Raw genomic sequence first — 19193 nt, forward strand, 5'->3', positions numbered from 1 at the left:
CACCTTCTCCCACAAGGGGAGAAGGGGGCCTTACCTGCTCGCCTTGCGCACGGTTTCGGTACCATTGATCGTGCGCTTCACATCGCTGGTGAAGCTCCCGCTCAGGTCGGCCGGAACATCGGAGGGTGCGCCGCATTGATAGTGGACGGTTTGCGACCCTCTTCATGGATTCGAAGTGCGACTCACAACTGGAAACGCATGGGACTTGCTGCGAGAAAGCGTGGTCGGCTTTGTCAACGACAACGCCCTTAGTCACGGCGCGGCGATGGCCTTTTATGCCGCCACGTCGCTGGCCCCGGTCCTGATAATTGTCGTTGCGATAGCTGGCATCGCATTTGGTCATGACGCAGCGCAGTTGGCTTTGTCTGCCCAGATATCGGGGCTGATGGGTTCAGAAAGCGCGGCGCTCCTTCAGACAGCGCTCGAAGGAGCATCCAGCAGATCATCGGGGACGCTGGCGGCCATCGTTGGCGTGGTCACCTTGTTCGTTACCGCCTCCGCGGTCTTTGGCGAGATGCAGCAGGCCCTGAATGCGATATGGAAGGTTGAGACGAAAGGAAGTTCGCTGTCGCGTCTCCTGCGTGCGCGTGCGGCAAGTCTCGGCCTGGTCGCCGCACTCGGTTTCATGTTGCTGGTGTCCCTGGTGGCGAGCGCCGCGATCTCGGCCCTGGGCGACATGATCAGCGCTCAATTGCCATTTGGCGAATTTGTTCTGAGCGCGATCAACACCTTGATTTCCTTTGCCCTGATCTCCGTGATGTTTGCCGCCATCTACAAAGTCTTGCCGGATCGTGCCTTGGAATGGCGGGATGTCGGGATCGGTGCTGTCGTGACCGCCGCACTGTTCACATTGGGGAAGTCGCTTATAGGCTGGTATATCGGCACAAGTGCGATCGCATCGTCATACGGCGCGGCCGGAGGGCTGCTCGTCATACTGCTCTGGGTCTACTATTCATCGGAGATCTTTCTGCTCGGCGCGGAGTTGACCCGCGCGTATTCCGTTCGACATGGCAGCAGGTCGGACCTGGACGGCTTGGTTCAAAATGCGTCCACTTCAGGACAAACTGTTTCAATTCGCCGGGAGGCCAGCCCGTCGGGCGCCGTTGCGTTGTTGGCGGTGGCATGCGTGAGTGCGATGGTGACAGCCTTTCTGCTGGGGCCTCGTCGCCCATAGCGTCAAGAAGGCCATGCGTGATGGTGCGCGGCCTCTGCATGCCGCATCCTGTGCCGATGGCGGATGAATGCTCGGCGCTCCAGATATTCCTGAGAACCAAAGGGGAGATCGCACGTTGCCCTAGCCAACCCCTTTGACAGGAGCACACCATGCCCAACCGCAGCCTTGCCGAAATCGCCGAGAAGATGCGCGACATCGATGTCGCCATGCTGTCCACCCATTCCCAAGGCGGCGCCATTGCCGGCCGGCCGATGAGCAACAACCAGGACGTCGAGTATGACGGCTCTTCCTACTACTTCACCTGGGAGAAATCGGAGGTGGTGGCCGAGATCGAGCGCGATGCCAATGTCTCGCTGGCCTTCAAGGGCGATGATGGCTTCTGGGTCGCCGTCGCGGGCAAGGCCGAGATCATCCGCGACAAGGCGGCGTTCGAGGAACACTGGAACGAGGACATCGACGAATGGTTCGAGCAAGGCACCGACACGCCGGGACTGGCGATGATCAAGATAGAGGCCACGCGCGCCCATTACTGGGACGGCGAGGATGAGGGCGAGGTGACGCTGCTGTCGTGAGGCCGCCGTTACCCTTCTTCCGCACAGGAGAAGCAGATGAGGGGCGGCGCTGACTTCGATGGTTTGGTGGTGAGCGGTCGTATACACTCCCCCACCAACCCATGGACGCACCCATGCCCAAGATCGACCTCTCATCCGTCCCCATCCGCAAGGGCTCCGGCTATCCCGCGCCCTTCGATGCCCCTTGCGCCACCCGCACGCGCCGGCGCCTGGGGGACGCCGGCGGCCTCGCCGATTTCGGCGTCAACCTGATGACGCTCCCGCCCGGCGGCTGGTCGAGCCAGCGCCACTGGCACAGCCATGAGGATGAGCTTGTCTATGTGCTGGAAGGCGAGTTGACGCTGGTCGAGGATGGCGGCGAGACGCTGCTCAAGGCGGGCGATAGTGCTGCCTTCGCCAAGAACAGCGGCAACGGCCACCACATGATCAACCGGTCGTCGGTTACAGCCCGCTACCTCGAAGTCGGCTCGCGCGACCCGGACGATGTCATCACGTGCTCCGACATCGACATGATGAGCCCGAGTTCGGACGGGCGCTTCCTGCACAAGGACGGCACGCCTTATCCGGGGCAGGGGTGAGCGCTGGACGGCGTTGGCTTTTCCTTCTCCCCTTGTGGGAGAAGGTGGCCTCGCGAAGCGAGGTCGGATGAGGGGTGTTCCAGGGAACACCAACGCCTCACTCCGCTGGAACACCCCTCATCCGTCTCGGCGCTATCGCGCCGATCCACCTTCTCCCGCAAGGGGAGAAGGGAGGAACTGCGCTGGCGTTCGGCCGGCATCGGGATAAGCTGCCCCGCAAACCAAGGGGAGGATTGCCATGAAGAAGGAAGTTGTGGAAGTGCCGGTGCTGTCGGCGGCCGTGCGGGCGCTCGGCGTGCCGCTGTCGCTGGTGACCAGGGGCGCGGGGCTGGTCTTCGTGTCCGGCACGCCGCCGCTCGATATCTCGACCGGCAGGCTGGTCAAGGGCGACATCGAGGTGCAGACCGAGGCCTCGCTCAAGGCGCTGAAGCATTGCCTGGAAGCCGCCGGTACCTCGCTCGACAATGTGTTGATGGTGCGCGTCTATGCCGTCAACTCCGGTTTCTACAACGCCATCAACCGCGTCTATGCCAAGTATTTTCCCGAAAACCCGCCGTCGCGGACCTTCGTGCCGGTGGCGTCATGGCCCATGGAGTTCGACATCGAGATCGAGTGCGTGGCGGTGGCTTGAGGCCTGGCCCATGCCTCGGCGCTGGCGTTCGGCCGGTAGCGCTATAAGCTCCCCGCAAACGGGGAGATTGCCATGAAGAAGGAAGTCATCGAAGTGCCGGTCATGTCGGCCAAGGTGCGGGCGCTCGGCCTGCCCTGTTCGACCGCGGTGAAAGCCAATGGCTTCGTGTTCATCTCGGCCACGCCGCCGGTGGACATGGTGACCGGCGAGATGGTGCGCGGCGACATCGAAACGCAGACCGAGGCATCGCTCAAGGCGCTGAAACATTGCCTGGAAGCGGCCGGCACCTCGATGGAGAATGTCGTGATGGTGCGCATCTACGCGGTCAATTCAGGGTTCTACAACGCCATCAACAGGGTCTATGCGAAGTATTTTTCCACCAACCCGCCGGCGCGCAGCTTCGTGCCGGTGGCGTCCTGGCCGATGGAGTTCGATATCGAGATTGAGTGCGTGGCGGTGGCTTGAGGGTGGGAAGCGGTCCGCGCAGCGGACGAAAAGCCAATCGGCTTTTCGAGCTTCGAATGCCCTGAGCCTGCGAAGGGCCGGCAATGCCTAGCGTAAGTTTTTACTTGTATTTCAAGTAAACTCGTCCTCAATTCCTATTGGGGATAGGGAGGGCGAGTCATTGAACAAACTACCGAAGAAATTCATCGAGCGCGTTGCGTCGAATCTCAAGAAGTATCAGCGGATCACGGTGGCCCAGCAAAAATCCGATGTCGCGGAGGCCGACACGGTTACCTTGGTCAAGGATATCCTGGCCGACGTTTTTGGCTACGATAAATATGATGAACTCACGTCGGAACATCAGATCAAAGCGACATATTGTGACCTCGCGATCAAGATCGCAGGAAAACTGCGATTGCTTGTCGAAGTGAAATCAGCTGGCAGCAGCTTGGCCGACAATCACCTGAGACAAGTTATCGACTATGGAGCTCATCAGGGCATTCATTGGGTGATCCTGACCAACGCAGTCGAGTGGCGGCTGGTCCGTATCTATGTGGCAAACCAGATCAGCCACGAAGAGGTTTGCCGCATTGTACTTGCTGATATGAATCCCAAAAACGCGGATCATCTGCAGTGCCTTTTCCTGTTCGCCAAGGAAGGGCTGACGACCGATGCGATGGATGCCTTCCACCAGCAGGCCCAGCTGTTCAACAAGTTTACGGTTTCGGCGATCATCCGGTCCGAAGCTGTAATTTCGGTGGTGCGTCGCGAAATCCGGAAGCTGTTTCCTGACATCAAGGTCGGCAACGAGAACCTATCTCAGTTGATTGAGAACGAAGTGGTCAAGCGGGACACGATCGAAGGCGACAAGGCGAAGGAGGCAGTCGCCAGGATGCGAAAGGCACTGAACAAGCTGGAGAGAGCGAAAAAGAAAATTCCCAAGATTCCAGATATCGATCCTGTCTCTTGATTGCTGAGCATGCGTCAAAGAATTCTAAGGTGATTGATGATTCTGATTTTGGCGGACGCTTTCGACTCTCATGTTGACGCAGTCGAAATTTACCTCAGGCAGTCTGGGTCTGAATTCTCGAGGCTCAATCTTGACGTTGAGTCTCTTCGACAAACATCTATTTCATTTGACGGAGACATTTGGGTTTTCAGCCAAAATGGGATCGAAACCAGCTCAGCGGATATCAGCTGTGTGTGGGCGCGCCGCCTTACGGTGAGCCTAACGTTGGAACAGCAGAACTTGAAGGAAGATGTCACGTCCAAGATATGGCGCGCGGAGTGGAACCGTTGCCTTTATGGCCTGTACGCCCATCTACGAGATATATTCTGGATGAATCCGATTGCGGCGGCGTCGCTAGCGGACAATAAATACTTTCAATTTCAGGTGGCCAAAAGTCAAGGATTCCTCCTGCCTCCTATCCTATCGTCCAATTCAAAAATAGATCTACTGAAATTTGCCGAGCGTAGCGAGAGTGTTGCTGTGAAATTTATGTCTCAAGACATATATATGATGCCAAATGGCGAATTTAAGGGTGTGTATGTTAATAAGATTGATAAAGATGATTTGAGTGAATTTGGTGGGCATGACGAAAATCCAATTACACTTCAGAAATATATAAGAAAGAGCTATGAGGTTCGTCATACCTATGTGGATGGGAGTCATTTTAGCTGTAAGATCGAATCGCAGCTTTCGAGTCGAGCAAGCATAGATTGGCGCCGGTATGATGTGCCTAATACTCCGCATTCCGCCATCGCTTCACCGCCAGAAGTTATAAGGCGAATAAATTCAATTATGAGTAAGCTTGGCCTATATTACGGAGCATTTGACTTTATCGTGGATGACGACGACCGTTGGTGGTATCTGGAGGTAAATTCTTCGGGGCAGTGGCTTTGGATTGAAGACTTGGTGGGGCTTCCTATTTCTGCTAGAGTTGCGGAATCGCTAGCTCAACGGTCGATTGTTAGAAATTGAAAGGGAAGGCTAATGAAAGTATTTGGTGAGCGTTTTTTGGAGACGATGCAATCCAACGAAACCATTTCTGCTGAAGACTGGTCTTGGAAGCCGGCTTCTGGCGATTCGTATCGAATTTTTGCGTCGGGAAATTCTACCCGCTCGCGCGAATCTACTTACGCTGCGGAAAGAGATAACCGTGAAGACGAAGACAGGCCAAATGAAGGTTTGGCTGCGTAACGCTTCTGCCGCCTTCTCTTTGGAGCGGGTGGTAATTGATGTGTTGTGCTGAATGATTTGTCAGAAGAATCGCAGCGCCGGCGGGACAGCGCCCCCCTCTGGCCTACCGGCCATCTCCCCCACAAGGGGGGAGATCAGCTAGTCGCCTAAGCAAAATACTCCTGCAGCGGCCTGACCTCCAGGCTCCCCGCCTTCAGCGCCGCAATCGCCTCCGCCACCGCAGCCGCACCCGACAGCGTGGTGTAATACGGCACCTTCTGCATCAGTGTGGCGCGCCGCAGCGATTTCGAGTCCGATACCGCCTTCTGGCCGTCCGTCGTGTTGAAGACGATTTGGACCTGGCGGTTGCGGATGGCGTCCTCGATGTGGGGGCGGCCTTCGAGCACCTTGTTGATCTTCTGGGCGTCGACGCCGTTTTCGGCAAGGAAGCGCTGTGTGCCTGAGGTGGCCAGCACCTTGAAGCCGAGGCCGGCCAGGCGCTTCACCGCCGGCAAGATGCCCTTCTTGTCCTCGTCGCGCACCGAGACGAACAGCGTGCCGGAGCGGGGAAGGTCGACGCCGGCGCCGAGCTGGCTCTTGGCGAAGGCCAGCGCGAAGTCGCGGTCGAGGCCCATGACCTCGCCGGTCGAGCGCATTTCCGGCCCGAGCAATATGTCGACGCCGGGGAAGCGGGCGAAGGGGAAGACGGCTTCCTTGACCGCGATGTGGCCGGGATTGCGCGGGTCGGGCATCGCGCCATAATGGGCGAAGGCATCTTCCAGCGTCTCGCCGGCCATGATGCGGGCAGCGATTTTCGCAATGGGGCGGCCGATCGTCTTGGCGACGAAGGGCACGGTGCGCGAGGCGCGCGGGTTGACCTCCAGCACGTATACCGTGCCGTCCTTGATCGCGTACTGCACGTTCATCAGGCCGCCGACATTGAGCGCGCGGGCCAGCGCCGCCGTCTGGCGTTCCAGCTCGTCGACCAGGTCCGAGGGCAGCGAGTGCACGGGCAGCGAGCAGGCCGAGTCGCCCGAATGGATGCCGGCCTCCTCGATGTGCTCCAGGATGCCCGACACGAAGGTCGCCTTGCCGTCGCAGAGGCAGTCGACATCGACCTCGATGGCGCCACTGAGATAGGTGTCGAACAAAAGCGGGTTCTTGCCCAGGAGCGTGTTGATCTGGCCGGTCTTGTCGTTGGGGTATTTCTGCTTGATGTCCTCCGGCACCAGGCCGGGCACGGTGTCGAGCAGGTAGGATTGCAGCATGCCCTCGTCATGGATGATCTGCATGGCGCGGCCGCCGAGCACATAGGACGGGCGCACCACCAGCGGAAAGCCGAGCTCGCCGGCGACGAGGCGGGCCTGCTCGACCGAATAGGCGATGCCGTTCTTCGGCTGGCTGAGGTTGAGCTTGTGCAACAGCTTCTGGAAGCGGTCGCGGTCTTCCGCCAGATCGATCATGTCAGGCGAGGTGCCGAGGATCGGGATGCCGGCCTTCTCCAGGGCGTCGGCGAGCTTCAGCGGCGTCTGGCCGCCGAACTGCACGATGACGCCGACCAGTTCGCCCGACGCCTGCTCGGCGCGCAGGATCTCCAGCACGTCCTCCGCCGTCAGCGGATCGAAATAGAGCCGGTCCGACGTGTCGTAGTCGGTCGAGACCGTCTCCGGGTTGCAGTTGATCATGATCGCTTCATAGCCGGCATCGCGTAGCGCGAAGGCGGCGTGGCAGCAGCAATAGTCGAATTCGATGCCCTGGCCGATGCGGTTCGGCCCGCCGCCGAGGATGACGACCTTCTTGCGCGACGAGACCTGCGCCTCGTTGGCGAGCGCGCCGGCGAAGGGCACTTCATAGGTCGAGTACATGTAGGCGGTGGGCGAGGCGAACTCGGCCGCGCAGGTGTCGATGCGTTTATAAACTGGATGAACGTCGAGCTTTTCGCGAATCTTCTGAATCACTTCCGCGTCGGTCTTCGTCAGCGAGGCGAGGCGGGCATCGGAGAAGCCCATGGCCTTCAGCATGCGCAGGTTGACCGCATCCTGCGGGATGCCGTGCTCGCGGATGCGGGCTTCCATGGCCAGGATGCCTGATATCTGTTCGAGGAACCACGGGTCGATCTTGCACATGGCGTGCACGTCTTCCAGCGAGGTCCCCATGCGGATCGCCTGCGCCACCATGCGCAGCCGGTCGGGTGTCGGCGTGCCAAGGGCGGCGCGGATGGCGTTGCGGTCGTCGGCATGGTTGGCGGAACCGAGACCGGGGATCTCGATCTCGTCAAGACCGGTGAGGCCGGTTTCGAGGCCGCGCAGCGCCTTCTGCAGCGATTCCTGGAAGGTGCGGCCGATGGCCATCACTTCGCCGACCGACTTCATGGCGGTGGTCAGCACCGGCTCGGCGCCGGGGAATTTCTCGAAGGCGAAGCGCGGGATCTTGGTGACGACGTAATCGATCGACGGCTCGAAGGAGGCGGGCGTGGCGCCGCCGGTGATGTCGTTCTCCAGCTCGTCCAGCGTGTAGCCGACGGCGAGCTTTGCGGCGATCTTGGCGATGGGGAAGCCGGTCGCCTTCGAGGCCAGGGCGGAGCTGCGCGAGACGCGCGGGTTCATCTCGATGACGACGAGGCGGCCGTCGGCCGGGTTGACGGCGAACTGCACGTTGGAACCGCCGGTCTCGACGCCGATCTCGCGCAGCACCGCGATCGAGGCGTTGCGCATCATCTGGTATTCTTTGTCGGTGAGCGTCAGGGCAGGGGCGACGGTGATCGAGTCACCCGTATGCACGCCCATCGGGTCGATGTTCTCGATCGAGCAGACGATGATGCAATTGTCCGCTTTGTCGCGGACGACCTCCATCTCATACTCCTTCCAGCCGAGCACGCTTTCCTCGATCAGCACTTCGGTGGTCGGCGAGGCGTCGAGGCCTGACTGGACGATCTCGTAGAATTCGGCCCTGTTGTAGGCGATGCCGCCGCCGGTGCCGCCCATGGTGAAGGAGGGGCGGATGATGGCGGGCAGGCCGACATGGTCGAGCGCCTGGGCGGCGATCGCCATGGCGTGGCTGATGTAGCGCTGCTTGCGGTCGCCTTCGCCGAGGTTCCAGCGGGTTTCCAGCGCGTCGAGCGCGGCGTCGAGATTGTCGGGCTTCTCGGCCTTGAGCGCGGCGCGCTCGGCCTCATGCGTCTTGCGGTCGGCGTTCTTGACGTCGGTGGCGTTGGCCAGCATCGACTTCGGCGTTTCCAGGCCGATCTTGCTCATCGCCTCGCGGAAGAGCGCGCGGTCCTCGGCCTTGTCGATGGCCGTGGCGTCGGCGCCGATCATCTCGACATTGTAGCGCTCGAGCACGCCCATGCGGCGCAGCGACAGAGCGGTGTTGAGCGCGGTCTGGCCGCCCATGGTCGGCAGCAGCGCGTCGGGCCGCTCCTTGGCGATGATCTTGGCGACCACCTCGGGCGTGATCGGCTCGATATAGGTGGCGTCGGCCAGTTCCGGGTCGGTCATGATGGTGGCCGGGTTGGAATTGACCAGGATGACGCGGAAGCCCTCTTCCTTCAGCGCCTTGCAGGCCTGGGTGCCGGAATAATCGAACTCGCAGGCCTGGCCGATGACGATGGGGCCGGCCCCGATGATCAGGATCGACTTGATGTCGGTGCGTCTTGGCATGTCATAGGTCCGTTCGGCGGGCGGCTTGCACAAAAAACCGGGACGGGAAGACCCGGCCGGTTGTGCTCGCGATTCTGGTATCAGGCTAGGTGGGCCTTATAGGGAAGAGTTTTGGCAGATGTAACCCCGAAAATGAGGGACCAGGGCAGTAGGGGAGGCTTGAGCGCCTTTTAACATATTGCCCTGCTGCCCTGCTGCCTTACTCCCCTGGCACCTAGTGCCCGAACGCCACCGTGTCGGTGATCTCGAAGCGTTCGGAGACGCCGATGCGGATCATGCTGAGGCTGCCCTCGCGGGTGAAGCGGAATTCGTTCTTGGCGTTCGAGCCGGCCGGCAGGCCGGCATAGAAGGAGATGACGCGGGTGCCGCCGTCGGGCCAGGTCACGGTGACGTCGGCCTTGTCAGCGCCCTTGTGCACGACGGTTGCCGCGCAGGGCGTCATCGGCTGGCCGACATAGCGGGCGCAGGGAATCTCGAGAGTGCCGCCGGTGGCAAGGGCGGCGGGCTGTGGCGGCAGTTCGGCCACGGTCTGCGTGTCGACGGCGGGCGCGGCATCGGCGGATTCCGGCCGCGGCGTGGGAACGGGAAGGGATCCTCCCGCCGAGCCGCTGTCCGCGGCCATGCCGGCTTCGCCGTCTGGCACCGGGATTTCCCCGGTCGACGGCGTTTCGCTCGCCACCAGGGCCAGGCCGTAGGCATCCTGCATGGCGATGGTGGCGGCGGATTTCACCGGAGCTTCGGGAGCAACAGGTTGGGCCGCACCGCCCAGCCTTGCCGTCAGGTCGGGCGGCGGCGTGGCGCTGCTCGATGCCTGGGCGGCGGGAGGTGCCACCGCCGCTGGGTCCCCGTCGGCGGGCATGGCCGGATCGGCTGCGGCGCTCGCGGCGGTTGGCGCATCCGCCGCCTGGTCGGGGTCGGGCACGGTTGCCGGATTGACGGGAACGAGGTAGCGCGCGGGCGCCCAGCCGGTGGCTTTGGGATTGTCTGATACAACCTTGCACCATGGGTGCCCGTCAATGTCGTTGCAGCCAAGGTTCCTGACGCTTGCACCGGCAGCCAGACGGGTTTCGGTCTTGCCGATCGCCGATGGCTTGGCGCGGATATTGAGCAAATCGTCTGGGGCGAGGCCGGTGACGATGGAGATGAACGGCGCCTCTTCGGCCTGGGCAGGCACGACAGCCGGCCACGCCGCCATCAGCAACGGAGCCGCAATCAGCGCATGCAAACTTTTTCGGAGCGTAACTGTGCGCCTCTTCATTTGGCCGTGCGCCGATACTCAAATCACCATGCCGTGGCGGTTCCGCCGCGTGCCCGGCCGGTTTTATAAGGGACGAAGCGCCGCCATGTAAGTCCGAAAATTCAAGCAAGCCATGGTGATGGTCGGGCGGGAGGCTCCCTGCCGTTGCCTCCAAAGCCCCGGCGGCGGTGCGGATTCATGGGTCGGGATCGCGGATTTGGCCGTGCGGGGATGCCTACGGCATGAAGCCGGTCCTGAGCGCGTGAGCCCATTCCGGGCGCCCCGCCTGTTCGGCCTGTCGCGCCGCCGCCCCGTGGTCGTAGTCGACGGCGATGGCTTCGAAACGGTCGGGCCGGCCTTCGCCGCCCAAGGTGACGATGCCGTAGCGCGCATGCGGCGAGCCCTGTTCGGAAACATGGGCCGGCGGGGTGGAATCATCATAGGCGGGGCAGCCGATGCTGCCCGGATTGAAGATGACGGGACCGCCGGGGACGCGGATCAGCTCCGGGCGGTGGCTGTGGCCGCAGAGCGCGATGCGGCAGGCGGGGTCGAGTGTCTTCAGCCGCCGCCGGATCGCCGCCAGCGGCGCGCGCACCAGTTGGCCATCGACGATCGCGTCGAGCAGATATTTCTCGTCATGGTCGGGCCGGGCGTGGAAGGCGACAATGCCCGGTGCGATCTCCAGCGTCAGCGGCTGGCCGAAGAGGACCTGGCGCTGCGCCTCGGTCAGCCGCTCCTTTGCGTGGACGTCGGACGCCCACATGGTTTCGTCCGCGGGATCGGCGGCGACGCGGCGGTCGTGGTTGCCGCGCACCGTCGGCAGGTTCAGCGCCTCAAGCCGGGCAAACGTCTCGCGCGGCCAGAGCGGGCCGGAAACGCTGTCGCCGAGATTGACGGTGAGATCAGCACCGCCACGCCGGCGCAGATCCTCGAGCACGGCGTCCAGCGCCAGGACGTTGCCATGGATATCGGCGAGGACGGCAATGCGCATGCGGCGGGCTCCTTGGTGCAGCCCCATTGGCGGCTCCGGCCCATCTTCGTTATCAAGCCCCCGCCTTCGTTATCAACCCTTGAGATTGTTCGGGCCAGTTGGGAAGCACCGCGCGCCCGTGGCTATCGCGGAAGCCCTCCATCTGCTAGCGTCCACGCCATCCCGAAGTCCATATGGGAATATCCGCTTAGACAGCCTCGAAAGGCACCAGGCGATGACCCGCGACCAGATGTTCGCCCACCTCCGCGCCGCCAATGACGTGGCGCGCGAGGCTGCCGCGCATGGGCACCATCCTTTCGGCTGTGTGCTCGTCGGCCCCGACGATCGCATCCTCATGCGGCAAGGCAACATCAACACCGTGCGCCACGCCGAAACCGAGCTTAGCCGGCGTGCCGCAGACGCCTATCCGCCGGAATTCCTGTGGTCCTGCACGCTGGTCTCGACCGGCGAGCCCTGTGCGATGTGCACCGGAACGCTCTACTGGGCGAATATCGGCCGGCTGGTCTACGGCTTCGAGGAGACCCAGCTTCTGGCGCTGACCGGCGACCACGCCGAGAATCCGACGATGAATCTCTCGTCGCGCACGGTTCTCGCCTCCGGGCAGAAGCCGGTCGAGGTCCACGGCCCCTTTCCCGAGATGGACGAGGACCTTCTCGCCCCGCATATCGGTTTCTGGCAGCGCTAGGGGCGAGAAGCGGTGAGTTCTCCAAAAGTATCCGACTGCGTCGCGGGTTGCGTTGGCGACTAGCTGTCCAATCGCCATTTGGCCAATTCTATCTGATGGACGCTTCGTGGGTGCCTTCTGCGTTGCCACATCTCAAGAGATACAATCAGCGCAACGTATCCAAATATTGCAATCAGGGTCCACAGGATGCCAAGGCCGCTCATACAAGCGGCTACAAGAAGCGCAGATGCCGCCACGGCCACAGTGTAATATAGGACCGACGCCCAGACGTATTTTTCCATTTGAAAGCTACGCATCGCTTACTCCTGGCTCGAAGGCGTGAGCCTAAGCCAGCACTTCGATGTCGTGGCCGCCGACCGCGGGCAGTGCGGGATCGTCGCCGGCGGCGGCGATGACACTGTCGAGCAGGCCGGGGAAGCGGGCGTCGAGGTCGGCGCGGCGCAGCGTGATCATGCGGTTGGTACCGACCACTTCGGCGCGGGTAACGCCGGCCTCGCGCAGCTTGGCGAGGTGGTAGCTGAGATTGGTCTTGGAGCCGAGATCAAGGAACTGGCTGCAGTTCAGCGGCACGCCTTCCTTGCTGGCGAGATAGCGCACGATGGCAAGCCGCGTCGGGTCGCCGAGCACGCCGAGCACGATGGGCAGGCTGATCTGGTCCGTATTGGGATGAGGTAACGTCATGGCTGGAACCTAAGCACAGTTCGGGCCGATTTCAACGCGTCCGTCCCGCCGTGGCCGTGCACACTGTTTCTCCGTTCCGGGATCCGTGCTGACACAGGGCTGTCAGGATGGTTCAGCTATTTTCCCCTGGCTTCATTGACATCATGGCCTGTTATGTCCAATTGTTCAATAACTTTTGAACTAAGGACACCCTGCCATGGATAAGCGGCTCTTCTGGCTCGCGCTCGGATCGTTCACGATCTCGACCGAAGGCTTCGTCATCTCCAGCCTTCTTCCCGACATCGCCAGGGATGCCGGCATTTCCATCCCGCTCGCCGGCTCGCTGATCACCGCTTTCGCGCTCGCCTACGCGGTCGGCACGCCGATCCTGGCGACGCTGACCGGCGAATGGGACCGACGCCGCGTCATCCTGTGGACGCTGGTGTTCTTCGTCATCGGCAACGTTGCCGCCGCCTTGAGCTCATCCTTCGAAGTGCTGTTGGCGGCGCGCATCATCATGGCGTTGTCGTCCGGCCTGTTCGCCGCGACAGCGCAGGGCACGGCGGTGGCGCTGGTCGATGACCATCACCGGGCGCGTGCCATCGCCGTCGTCGTCGGCGGCACCACCGTGGCCGTTGCCGTCGGGGCGCCGCTTGGCGCGCTGGTCGCGGCGGTCGCTGGCTGGCGTGGCACTTTCTATGCCATTGCCGGGCTTGGCGCGCTCGCCGGCGCGATCCTGTGGTACCGGCTGCCGCGCGGCATCGTCGGTACCAGGCTGCCGCTCAGGCGCCGTCTGGCGGCAGCGATGCGGCCCGGCGTGATGCCAATCCTTGTGACGACATTGCTGGCACTGACCGGCGCCTTCACCGTCTTTGCCTATGTCGCGCCGCTTGCCATCGAAGGCGCCGGGCTCAGCCAGATCGCGCTGCCCGGCATGCTGCTCGCCTTCGGCGTCGGCGCGGTCATCGGCAACATCGCCGGCGGCCAGGCGGCCGACCGCTTCGGCGCCACGCGCACCGTCGGCTGGTCGTTGACGCTGAGCGCGGCCATGCTGGTGATGCTGTCGGTCGTGCCGACCTTCCTGCCGCAGCATATTGCCGGCCCGGCGCTGATGGCGATGATGGTGCCGTGGGGCATCGTCGGCTGGGCTTTCCCGCCGGCGCAGGCCAGCCGCATCATCAAGCTGGCGCCCGATGCGGCCCCGATCGTGCTGTCGCTCAATGGTTCGGCGCTCTATCTCGGCGTGGCGCTGGGGGCGGTGGTTGGCGGTGGCGTGCTGCGCTACGGCGCGCCGGCCGACCTCGGCCTGGTCGCCGCCGCCTTCCCGCTGATCGGGCTGGGCATCGTGCTGGCCGGCCGCTGGGCGGCACGGCCGGTCGCGATGCCAGCTGAGTAGGACCTGTCTTGAATCCGCCGGCCAGCTCAGCTGGCCGGCGGAAGATCAAAATCCAGCGCGGAAATATCATCCAGCGCCGCGCGCAGCTTCGCCGCCTTCTCCTTGCCGACCATGTCTTCGAAACGCTGCTGGGCCACCTGCCACAGCTTCATCGCCTCATCGAGCTTGACCAACCCTCGAGGCGTCAGCCGCACCCGCTTGATGCGGCGGTCGGCCGGATCGGCGAAGGTCTCGACATAGCCGTCGCGGATCAGCGGCTTCAGCGTGTGGCCGAGCGCCGACAGGTCCATGATCAGGGCAGACGCAATGGCGCCCATCGCCGGTTCGTTGGAGATGTGGATCTGGTAGAGCAGGCCCTGCTGCGTGGCTTTCAGGCCCGAGGGCGCCAGCACATCGTCGTAGTACTGACCAATCTTGCGCGTCGCGCGACGCAGCATGGCGTTGTTGCAGAGCGACAGTCCGGGCAGGGCCTCTTTCGACATGGCGATTCCCTCGGCGGCGCGGACATGATGCCCGGCTGCTGCCTGACAAATAATCCCGGATCCGCTCATTGACAAGATAGTGGCATATGCCTATTTCGATGATAGTGGCATATGCCACTAAATCAATCAGGCGGCTTGCCGGCAAGGTGAGGGCTGACGTCCACGGTGCCGGCGGCCAGGTCGAAGCGAACAATTCGAGATAGAAGGAACAGGACAATGAGTGGACAGGCAAACAAGGGCACGGCGGTCGTCACCGGTGCATCATCGGGCATCGGCGCGGTCTATGCGGACCGGCTGGCCGGGCAGGGTTATGATCTCGTTCTGGTGGCGCGCCGCGCCGACCGGCTCGAGGAACTGGCTGAGAAGCTGCGCTACGCCTACGATCGCAAGGTCAGCTTCATTACAGCCGACCTGTCCGATGACGACGATTTGCGCCGCGTAGAGCGGCTGATATCGGCCGACGACAGCGTGACGCTGCTCGTCAACAATGCCGGCCTTGGCGGCCAGCAGGTGGTGGCGACCGCCGACGCCGACGCCGCCGAACGCATGATCAAGGTCAACGTCATCGCCTTGACCCGTTTGACCCGGGCCGTGCTGCCGGGTCTTCTGGCGCGCAACCGCGGCGCCATCGTCAACATCGCATCGGTGCTTGCCTATGAGACCTCGTTCGGCGGTATCTACAGCGGCACCAAGGCCTATGTCGTCAACTTCACCGAGGCCCTGCACCGCGAGGTCGCGGGCACCAATGTGAAGGTGCAGGTGGTGCTGCCTGGCGCGACCCGGACCGATTTCTGGGACCTTGCCGGCAGTGATATCGACCAGCTCCCGAAGGAAATCATCATGTCCGCCGACGATATGGTCGATGCGGCGCTCGTTGGCCTGGCCAGTGGCGAGGCCGTCACCGTGCCCGCTCTTGCCGACACCGGCAAGCTGGACACCTTCCTCGGTGCCCGGCAAGCCTTCTACGGCAGCCTGCACGCCGACAAGCCGGCGGCCCGCTACGGGGTTTGAAGAGCCAAGGGCTGGTTCGCCTTTGCGAACCAGCACCCCCACCCCGCTGCTTCGCAGCGACCCTCCCCACAAGGGGGAGGGTGAGGAAGCGCCTGTTCCGCCTACGCGATAATGGTCTCGTGGAGGTGCGAAGAAGTTGGACTCCCTACCTCCCCCTTGTGGGGAGGTCGGACCGAAGGTCCGGTTGGGGGTGCTGGTGCAGACCTGGCTTGAGCGTCTCTAAGCCGACCGCCACATCGGAATGACCGACGCCGCCAGCACCAGCGCCAGCACGATGTTGAGCGCGCGCCATTGCCATTCGGTCTTGAGCAGCCGGGCCAGCACCATGCCGGCGAGGCACCAGACGGACAGCGAGATGGCGGCGGTGAGGCCGAAGGTCGAGCCGAGCAGCAAGGCCAGATGTCCCGGTCCGTCGGCCAGGGCGGCGAACGAGGCCGCCGCGCCCAGCCCCATCGCCCAGCCCTTGGGGTTCATCCACTGGATACCGGCACCGCCGAGGAAGCTGTTCGGCCTGGCCATGGTCACGTCGAGATTGGGCGGCCCGGCGCGGCCGATCTTGACCGCCAGCCAAAGGAGATAGAGCGAGCCGGCGATCTTCATCGCCAGTTGCAGCGAAGGGACCGCGAGCAGCAGGCCGGCGAGCCCAGCGGCGGCCGCGCCTGTCACGGTGGCGAGGCCGGCGGCACTGCCGGCCATCAGCGGAACGGACCGGCGAAAGCCGAACCGCGCGCCCGAAGCGGTGGACAAGGTGGTGGCGATGCCTGGCGTGGCCGTGGCCACGAAGGCAAACAGGATGAGCGGCAGGATGGGCTGGAGCATGGGACGTCCTTTTCGGAGGCCCGATGGTAGACCAGGGTTAGCATCAGTAAATGCAATGTTTGTGATGTCAGGCATTAGTATCTATAATGCGGATATGATCCGCAATCTCGATACCGCACTGATGCGCACCTTCGTCACCGTCGCCGACAAGGCCAGCATGACGGCGGCCGCCAATGCGCTGCACCTGACGCAGGGCGCCGTCAGCCAGCAGGTGAGGCGGCTGGAGGAGACGCTTGGCTGCGGGCTGTTCGAGCGCGACCGGCGCGGCCTGCGCCTGACGCGGTCGGGCGAGCGCCTGTTCGACAAGGCAAAGCGCCTGCTCAGCCTCAACGACGAGATCTGGGCGGAGATGACTGGCTCGGCGGTTGCCGGGCAGGTGCGGCTCGGCGTGCCCTATGATCTGGTCGGAACCTTGCTCGCGCCGGTGCTGAAGGCCTATGCCGAGACCTATCCGCAGGTCGAGATCTCGCTGGTCTGCGCCTCGTCGCCGGAACTGGCGTCAGCGCTCGCGGCCGGAACCATCGACCTTGCGGTGATCGAGGAGCGGGTCGGCCCGACATCAGGCGAATGCCTGGCCATCGACCGGCTGGTCTGGGTCGGCGCCAGAGGCGGCACCGCGCGTGCCAAGCGGCCGCTGCCGGTGTCGATCGTTGCCGACACCTGCGCCTTCCGGCCGGTGGTGCTGGCGGCGCTCAACGAGCATGGACTGGAATGGCGCACCGTGTTCGAGAACGGCAATATCGACGCAACGACGGCGACGGTGCGCTCCGACCTTGCCGTCACCACGTGGCTCGCTTCGACCGTGCCGGCCGATCTCGACATCCTGCCGTTCGAGACCGGCCTGCCGCCGCTGCCGAATTTTTCGATCAACCTGCATTTGCCAAGGCACGGCGTCGGGCCGGCGGCGCAGGAATTCGCGCGGCATATACGCGATGGACTGGCGCGACGGCCTGTCGCGGCTTGAGACCAAGCAGCACTTGGGCTCCTTTCCCCGGTCGATCAGGGGAGAGGAAAGGTGCCAGGGCCGGGTCCCGCTATTTCCAGTTCCTGCGCCGTTCGAGTTCGGCGTCGGACGGTTCCCCGGTGACAAAGGAGCCGACCTCGATTTCGCCTGAGCGCTCGTAGGTCGCGATGATGACGCCGGTGCTGGAGGTTTGCAACTTGGCAAGCCTGAAGGCGGCCGGCATGGCGTCATCGCCGAACAGCCGCTTGCCCTTGCCAAGCAGCAGCGGGAAGATCATCAGCCGGATCTCGTCGATCAGCCCGTTGGCGAGCAGGGTCTGGATCAGGTTGCCCGATCCCTGGATGAGCAGGTCAGGTCCATCCTCCTGCTTGACGCGGCGCAATGTCGCGACGATGTCGGGCCCAAGCGATTGCGTGTTCTGCCAGGTGAGGGTGTCGGGCCGATGCGTCGCCACATATTTGGTCGCCGGGTTGAAGGCATCCGCGATCGGATCTTTCTGATACGGCCAGTACGCGGCGAAGATGTCATAGGTCCTGCGGCCGAGCAGCAGGGCGAAGGGTTTGGAGAAGAGCTCCTCCATTGCCGCGCCTCCCACCTCGTCGAAGTAATGGAAGGTCCAGCCGCCGAACTTGAAGCCGCCGACCGGATCCTCCTCCGGGCCGCCCGGCGCCTGCATGACGCCGTCCAGGCTGACGAAAGTGGCGGCGATGATCTTCCTCATGGTACTCTCCCTTGTGTCGTCCACGCCGTCGCGGCAGGACCATGGCCCAAGGACGGAGCGCCGGCGACCATTCCGACAGGGTTCGGGAAATTTTGGAAAAGCCTGCCCATCGATCCGTCAGTCGCCGGGTTTGGCGCCGAGGTTTTTCGATGAGAACCAGACGTCGCCGAAGATGGCCGTGGCCGTGCGGTCCGGCGCCTTGTCGCTCGTCAGCCATATCGAGCGGCTGCGCGCGGCTTGCTCCCGGGTCGGGATCTTCGCCGCAAGATCCGCAACCGAGGCACCGACGCATGGGATGAACCAGGAGCGCATGAAGGGGTCGCAGGCGAAGCCCTTTTGGGTGCGGGTCACCATCACCGCCAGCGGGACGCGCTCGGCCGGGCGCCAGGGGAAGATCATGCGGCCGCCGGGGCGCAATGCCTTCAGCCATCCGGCCGGAGGGGCGACGACCCCGGCGTTGACATAGATGATGTCGGATGGCGGCAAGGGCATGGTCACGGCATCGCCATGGACGACAGTCGCGTTGCCGTAAGCCTTGAGATTTCCGCGTGCCAGATGGGCCAACTTGTCGTCGAGTTCGAAAGCGGTGAGGGTGCCGGGCGACACAAGCCTGGCGAGCAAGGCTGTGTAGTAGCCGGTGCCGGCACCGATATGGGTGACGGTCTCACCGAGTTTCGGTGCCAGTTTTCCAATCCACATGGCGTGCAGGAACGGCTCCCCATTGTTGATGCCCTTGTCGGCATCGAGCGCCACCAGCACGTTCTGGTAAATATGGGAGGGGTCCGCGCTGGGCGTCGTGACCCTGCCGTTGCCGGCGACGATCGTCCACGGTCCGGGGCCGAGAAAGGCCTCGCGCGGCACGCTGGCGAAAACCTCTTCCAGGCGTGGATCCGACGAGCCGGCATTGGCCGCCATCAGCCGGGCGTAGAATCTCCTGGTATCTTCTATCGTGCTCATGGCGCCAAGATAGCGCGATTTGGCGGTTTGTCT

The 19193-nt window shown here is 63.2% G+C and carries 20 protein-coding genes; 12 read left to right on the top strand and 8 right to left on the bottom strand.

Translation table 11 applies throughout. The features are described 5' to 3' along the window. Positions 1-205 precede the first annotated feature (205 nt). From EB815_RS12065 to EB815_RS12100, 8 genes are all read left to right on the top strand, one after another. Positions 206-1174 (top strand): YihY/virulence factor BrkB family protein, encoded by a 969-nt coding sequence (locus tag EB815_RS12065; protein WP_244494155.1) that lies wholly within the window; start codon positions 206-208, stop codon positions 1172-1174. 149 nt (positions 1175-1323) lie between these two features. Continuing rightward, the gene (locus EB815_RS12070; RefSeq protein WP_056578698.1) at positions 1324-1746 is read left to right on the top strand and encodes a pyridoxamine 5'-phosphate oxidase family protein; all 423 of its coding nucleotides are present in this window, start codon (positions 1324-1326) and stop codon (positions 1744-1746) included. A gap of 113 nt (positions 1747-1859) precedes the next feature. After that, complete coding sequence (locus EB815_RS12075) at positions 1860-2324, top strand: cupin domain-containing protein (RefSeq protein WP_056578695.1); 465 nt, start codon at positions 1860-1862, stop codon at positions 2322-2324. 238 nt (positions 2325-2562) lie between these two features. Continuing rightward, positions 2563-2955 carry a RidA family protein gene (locus EB815_RS12080; protein WP_056578692.1) on the top strand — a complete coding sequence of 131 codons (393 nt, stop codon included), beginning with the start codon at positions 2563-2565 and terminating at the stop codon, positions 2953-2955. Positions 2956-3027: 72 nt separating this feature from the next. Beyond that, entirely contained in the window at positions 3028-3420 is a 393-nt protein-coding gene (locus tag EB815_RS12085) for a RidA family protein (protein ID WP_056578689.1), read from the top strand. 160 nt (positions 3421-3580) lie between these two features. Continuing rightward, positions 3581-4369, top strand: coding sequence for a type I restriction enzyme HsdR N-terminal domain-containing protein (locus EB815_RS12090; RefSeq protein ID WP_056578686.1), 789 nt, complete (start codon positions 3581-3583; stop codon positions 4367-4369). 33 nt (positions 4370-4402) lie between these two features. Beyond that, positions 4403-5380: an MvdC/MvdD family ATP grasp protein gene (locus EB815_RS12095; RefSeq protein WP_155772540.1), complete on the top strand. Its 978-nt coding sequence runs from the start codon at positions 4403-4405 to the stop codon at positions 5378-5380. 12 nt (positions 5381-5392) lie between these two features. After that, positions 5393-5599 (top strand): hypothetical protein, encoded by a 207-nt coding sequence (locus EB815_RS12100; protein ID WP_155772541.1) that lies wholly within the window; start codon positions 5393-5395, stop codon positions 5597-5599. 146 nt (positions 5600-5745) lie between these two features. Here the strand turns inward: EB815_RS12100 and carB are convergent, their stop codons facing one another. The 3 genes from carB to EB815_RS12115 all read right to left on the bottom strand — a co-directional run bounded on the left by carB (position 5746) and on the right by EB815_RS12115 (position 11465). Then, complete coding sequence (carB, locus tag EB815_RS12105) at positions 5746-9237, bottom strand: carbamoyl-phosphate synthase large subunit (RefSeq protein WP_056579004.1); 3492 nt, start codon at positions 9235-9237, stop codon at positions 5746-5748. Positions 9238-9451: 214 nt separating this feature from the next. Then, positions 9452-10495, bottom strand: coding sequence for an SH3 domain-containing protein (locus EB815_RS12110; protein ID WP_056578681.1), 1044 nt, complete (start codon positions 10493-10495; stop codon positions 9452-9454). A 214-nt stretch (positions 10496-10709) separates the two neighbouring features. After that, a complete protein-coding gene (locus EB815_RS12115; protein WP_056578678.1) occupies positions 10710-11465 on the bottom strand; it encodes a metallophosphoesterase family protein in 756 nt (251 codons plus the stop codon). A 214-nt stretch (positions 11466-11679) separates the two neighbouring features. Here EB815_RS12115 and EB815_RS12120 point away from each other — a divergent pair, with 214 nt between their 5' ends. Then, entirely contained in the window at positions 11680-12150 is a 471-nt protein-coding gene (locus tag EB815_RS12120; RefSeq protein WP_056578675.1) for a nucleoside deaminase, read from the top strand. A 324-nt stretch (positions 12151-12474) separates the two neighbouring features. Here EB815_RS12120 and EB815_RS12125 read toward each other — a convergent pair whose 3' ends face one another. After that, a complete protein-coding gene (locus EB815_RS12125; RefSeq protein ID WP_056578673.1) occupies positions 12475-12831 on the bottom strand; it encodes an ArsR/SmtB family transcription factor in 357 nt (118 codons plus the stop codon). A gap of 196 nt (positions 12832-13027) precedes the next feature. Between EB815_RS12125 and EB815_RS12130 the strand changes: the two genes are divergently transcribed. After that, entirely contained in the window at positions 13028-14206 is a 1179-nt protein-coding gene (locus tag EB815_RS12130; RefSeq protein WP_056578670.1) for an MFS transporter, read from the top strand. 26 nt (positions 14207-14232) lie between these two features. On the opposite strand, the gene EB815_RS12135 is transcribed toward EB815_RS12130, so the two are convergent. Beyond that, positions 14233-14688, bottom strand: a complete 456-nt coding sequence (locus EB815_RS12135; protein WP_056578667.1) for a MarR family winged helix-turn-helix transcriptional regulator — start codon at positions 14686-14688, stop codon at positions 14233-14235. A gap of 216 nt (positions 14689-14904) precedes the next feature. Between EB815_RS12135 and EB815_RS12140 the strand changes: the two genes are divergently transcribed. Further along, entirely contained in the window at positions 14905-15699 is a 795-nt protein-coding gene (locus EB815_RS12140) for an SDR family NAD(P)-dependent oxidoreductase (protein ID WP_056578664.1), read from the top strand. Between the two features lie 219 nt (positions 15700-15918). Here the strand turns inward: EB815_RS12140 and EB815_RS12145 are convergent, their stop codons facing one another. Beyond that, positions 15919-16518 (bottom strand): LysE family translocator, encoded by a 600-nt coding sequence (locus EB815_RS12145; RefSeq protein ID WP_056578660.1) that lies wholly within the window; start codon positions 16516-16518, stop codon positions 15919-15921. Positions 16519-16612: 94 nt separating this feature from the next. Between EB815_RS12145 and EB815_RS12150 the strand changes: the two genes are divergently transcribed. After that, positions 16613-17482 (top strand): LysR substrate-binding domain-containing protein, encoded by an 870-nt coding sequence (locus tag EB815_RS12150; protein WP_081295149.1) that lies wholly within the window; start codon positions 16613-16615, stop codon positions 17480-17482. 70 nt (positions 17483-17552) lie between these two features. Here the strand turns inward: EB815_RS12150 and EB815_RS12155 are convergent, their stop codons facing one another. Together EB815_RS12155 and EB815_RS12160 are read right to left on the bottom strand one after the other, a co-directional pair. After that, positions 17553-18203 (bottom strand): dihydrofolate reductase family protein, encoded by a 651-nt coding sequence (locus EB815_RS12155; protein ID WP_056578657.1) that lies wholly within the window; start codon positions 18201-18203, stop codon positions 17553-17555. Positions 18204-18320: 117 nt separating this feature from the next. After that, a complete protein-coding gene (locus EB815_RS12160; RefSeq protein ID WP_056578654.1) occupies positions 18321-19160 on the bottom strand; it encodes a protein-L-isoaspartate O-methyltransferase family protein in 840 nt (279 codons plus the stop codon). Positions 19161-19193: the final 33 nt, after the last annotated feature.

This window comes from Mesorhizobium loti (assembly GCF_013170705.1).
GTDB classification, from domain to species: Bacteria; Pseudomonadota; Alphaproteobacteria; order Rhizobiales; family Rhizobiaceae; genus Mesorhizobium; species Mesorhizobium loti_D.